Origin of the sequence: Burkholderia sp. E168m23 (assembly GCF_016586125.1) — a bacterium.
GTDB classification, from domain to species: Bacteria; Pseudomonadota; Gammaproteobacteria; order Burkholderiales; family Burkholderiaceae; genus Burkholderia; species Burkholderia orbicola.
On sequence record NZ_BCPP01000687.1, the window covers coordinates 1 to 3,932 of the forward strand.

The 3,932-nt window shown below is 64.8% G+C and carries 3 protein-coding genes and 2 pseudogenes; 2 read left to right on the plus strand and 3 right to left on the minus strand.

What is annotated here, in order from left to right; all coding sequences use genetic code 11:
- From JMF90_RS40275 to JMF90_RS27505, 3 genes and pseudogenes are all read right to left on the minus strand, one after another.
- Positions 1-164: pseudogene (locus JMF90_RS40275) on the minus strand (DUF523 domain-containing protein); the annotation flags it as partial.
- Positions 165-179: 15 nt separating this feature from the next.
- Positions 180-740, minus strand: a complete 561-nt coding sequence (locus tag JMF90_RS27500) for a GNAT family N-acetyltransferase (protein ID WP_011546838.1) — start codon at positions 738-740, stop codon at positions 180-182.
- Positions 737-1,594: a class I SAM-dependent methyltransferase gene (locus JMF90_RS27505; protein WP_011546839.1), complete on the minus strand. Its 858-nt coding sequence runs from the start codon at positions 1,592-1,594 to the stop codon at positions 737-739. The genes JMF90_RS27500 and JMF90_RS27505 overlap by 4 nt, the downstream gene beginning before the upstream one ends.
- Before the next feature lie 311 nt (positions 1,595-1,905).
- On the opposite strand from JMF90_RS27505, the gene JMF90_RS27510 reads away from it, so the two are divergent.
- Together JMF90_RS27510 and JMF90_RS27515 are read left to right on the plus strand one after the other, a co-directional pair.
- Positions 1,906-3,450 carry a PAS domain-containing methyl-accepting chemotaxis protein gene (locus tag JMF90_RS27510; protein WP_011694868.1) on the plus strand — a complete coding sequence of 515 codons (1,545 nt, stop codon included), beginning with the start codon at positions 1,906-1,908 and terminating at the stop codon, positions 3,448-3,450.
- Positions 3,451-3,735: 285 nt separating this feature from the next.
- Positions 3,736-3,932 (plus strand): annotated as a pseudogene (locus JMF90_RS27515) (hypothetical protein); the annotation flags it as partial.

The window sequence follows — 3,932 nt, forward strand, 5'->3', positions numbered from 1 at the left end:
GTCTTCGCCGAACCGTTGTAACGGACCGGATGGCCGACCACGCACATGCTGACGAGGATCTTCGGCGTGGCGGGCGGTGGTGGGGCGTTGTTCAATGTCGCGCTCCGTGACGGCTGATGGCAGCTGATGACGGCTGGGGCAGGGCGGAAAATTCTACGCGGCATCCGCGTGCCGGGCCGTCACGTGGTTGGCCCTTCGAGGTGAATATCGTCGGGTTCGAGCGCGTAAAGCTCGGGATCGGGCGCCGTGCTGACCGTGAAGCCGAGCCGCAGGTAGAAGTCGATCGTGCGCTGCGACGGCGTCGCCGACACATACAGGCGCTCGGCCCCCATCGCGCGTGCCTGCACCTGCGCCGCGCGGTAGAGCTGTTCGCCGAGTCCGCAGCCGCGCCAGTCGTGGCTCACGTGCAGGAACTTCAGCTGCAGCATGTCGCGCCGCGGGCCGAGCGGCCGGCTGTCGACGATCGCTGCCGCGACGAGTCGCGCGCCGTCGAACCGGCCGAGAAACCAGCCGCCACGGTCGTGGCAGTCGAGCAGGATCGGCGTGTAGTGGTCGGCTTCGCCGTCGGGCCAGCCGGACACGTCGTAGAACTCGGGCACGAGATGCAGCGCGCCGTCGCGCAATACGTACAGGTGTTCGATGATTTCTCGCCGGTCGATGGTCCACACGAGCGGCACGTCGTCGCGGGCCAGCAGGCGGGCCGACAGCGCGTCGCGCTCGGCGGCGGTGCGGCGGGTCATGCGGCCCTCCGGTGCGCGGCGATTGCGTACATCAACGGCAGGCGCGGCATGCCTTCGGGAGGCACCATCCGGCGGCCCTCCAGCTCGCGCATGCCGTCGAAGCCCTTCCAGCCGTTCGAGTACGGATATTCGTTCAGGCAGTCGATCACGAGCCTGGCTGATATCAGCGCATTCACGACGTCGCCGATGCCCCACATGAACTCGTAGCTCGGATGCGGGTTCGCGAAATCGACGATGCCCGGATGATCGTGCTGCTCGCCGAGCCCCGTGCCGGACGCCGCGACGTAATCGCCGACGCCTGCGGGTTCCTCGATCGCGTCGCCGTTGAAGTAGTCGTAGCGCGGCTGCCACTGTTCGTCGAAATACAGTGAGAACGGGTGGAACTCGACCATCGCGAAGCGGCCACCCGGCGCGAGCAACGAGGCGATCCCGCGCGCCCATGCGCTCAGGTCCGACAGCCAGCAGATCGCGCCGTATGACGTGAACACGCGATCGAAGCGCTCGCCGCGCGCGGCTGCTGCGGGCATCCAGTCGAGTACGTCGGCGCGCTCGAAGCGCGCGGGCAGGCCCGCGTCGGCCGACAGTTGCCGCGCGAAGTCGATCGCCTCGTCGGAGATGTCGACGCCGGTTGCGTCCGCGCCGTCGCGCACGAGGCTCAGCGTGTCCTGTCCCGCGTTGCATTGCAGGTGCAAGAGCCGCAAACCGGTGAGATCGCCGAGCAGTTCGCGTTCTTCCGGAAACAGCGTCGAGCCGCCATTGCGGAAAAATGCAGCCTGATCGCCTTTATGGCTGTTATGCGCGACCGTCGCCGTATTCCAGGACAGCCGATTCAGTTCATGCAATGCCTTTTTCATCGGATTCGAATTCAGGTCGAATGGGGCAGGATAAGCGAATCGTTTCGCCGCACGCAACGGCTGCGGGCATTGTCAATGCCGCGCGGCGCTTCGTGACAGCCAGATAAACGCGCGCGGTGATTATCGCCGGATTATTTGATCGAAATCATGGCAATAGCGGAATTGCCTGTTTTATGCGCAACGGAATTAAGGTTTTCCAGCGAATTGCCGACAGTAAGGACGAGAGTGTCGTAAAGCGAGCAACCGTTTTTCGGCTACTGAGCGCGATTTCAGCGCGGCGCGGACGACAGATCCGCCTTTCGGAGCCTTGCATGCGCAACAACCAGCCCGTAACCCAACAGGAATTCGATTTTCCCGACGACGTCACGCTGATGTCGACGACCGATGCCGACAGCGTCATCACCTACGCGAACACGACGTTCGCGCAAGTGAGCGGGTTCTCGAACGAGGAACTCGTCGGCCAGCCGCACAACGTGGTGCGTCACCCGGACATGCCGAAGGAGGCGTTCGCCGACATGTGGGCGACGCTGCGGCGCGGCGAGCCTTGGACCGCGCTCGTGAAGAACCGCCGCAAGAATGGCGATCACTATTGGGTGCGCGCGAACGCGATTCCGGTGATGCGCAACGGCGCGCCGCAAGGCTACATGTCGGTGCGTACGAAGGCGCCGCACGACGAGACCCGGGCCGCGGACGCGCTGTATCGCGCATTCCGCGAAGGCAAGGCTGGCCGGCGCCGGTTCCACAAGGGCCTCGTCATCCGCACCGGGCTGCTGCGGATCGCATCGTTGCCGCAGACGATGTCGGTGCGGGCGCGCGTCCATTCGGCACTGTACGTGCTGGCGCCGGCCGTCGTCGGCGCGGGGTGGGCCTGCGGGCTCACCGGCGGCGGCCTCGCGGCGTTTGCCGGCGTGACGGTCGGCGTGGCGGCGGCCGCCGGCTGGTGGCTCGACGCGCAGATCGTGCAACCGCTGAAGCGGCTGCACGAGCAGGCGCTGAACGTCGCGACCGGCGAGAGCCGGCGCGGCGTGCGGATGAACCGGGTCGACGAGATCGGCATGACGCTGCGCACGATCAACCAGCTCGGGCTGATGTTCCGCTGGCTCGTCGACGACGTCAGCGAGCAGGTGCACAACGTGCAGCGCGCGAGCAACGAGATCGCGCAGGGCAACGGCGACCTGAGCGCGCGCACCGAACAGGCCGCGTCGAGCGTGCAGCAGACGGCCGCGTCGATGGCCGAGATGACGGCGACCGTGTCCAGCAATGCCGAGACCGCGCTGCAGGCGAATCAGTTGTCGGTGTCCGCGAGCGATGCGGCCGAGCGCGGCGGGCAGGCGGTAAGCGAGGTCGTCACGACGATGAGCGAGATCACCGCCAGCTCGCGCAAGATCGCGGACATCATCGGCGTGATCGACGGTATCGCGTTCCAGACCAACATCCTCGCGCTGAATGCGGCCGTCGAGGCCGCGCGTGCTGGCGAACAGGGGCGCGGCTTCGCGGTGGTCGCCGGCGAAGTGCGCGCGCTCGCGCAGCGCAGCGCGAACGCGGCGAAGGAGATCAAGACGTTGATCAGCGCGAGCGTCGAGCGGGTCGAGTCGGGCGCGCGGATCGTCGATGGGGCGGGGAAGACGATGGAGGACATCGTCACGCAGGTGAAGCGCGTGTCGGACCTCATCGCGGAGATCAGCTCGTCGACGGCCGAGCAAAGTACGGGTGTTGCGCAGGTCGACCAGGCGGTCGTGCACCTGGACAACATCACGCAGCAGAACGCGGCGTTGGTCGAGCAGAGCACGGCGGCATCGGAAAGCCTGAAGCAGCAGGCGACGCGGCTCGTGGATGCGGTGAACGTGTTCAGGTGATGGCGCGAACGGGTGCGCGACGTGCGGGTGATCGATGAACGCCGGATGTCGCGCACAGTACCTATTCAGGTTTGCGGGTTGAATCGAACGACGTGGAATGGGAGATATTCGTATTTCCGATTGCGTGTTTGCGCATTAAATCGTGCCGAAATCATGACGTGCAATGATCAGACGAATACCCGCCAAACCGTTGCCAGACAAGGCGTTTCATTTTATCCATGAACAAGTTATTCGGCAAAAACAAGTTGATGCATCTTTAATGCATATTTACCCGGATACGGCATAATGTTTTTGCCGAATTTGCCGAAAGTGCAGGAGCCTGACTCACATGCATGCGAATCGATCGCCATGCGCGGGGTCTCGAATCAATCGACGAGCGGACGCAAGATCCGCCACCCGGAGCTCCACACCATGCGCAACAACCAGCCCGTCACGCAACGCGAATTCGAATTTGCCGACGATGCGACGCTGATGTCGACGAC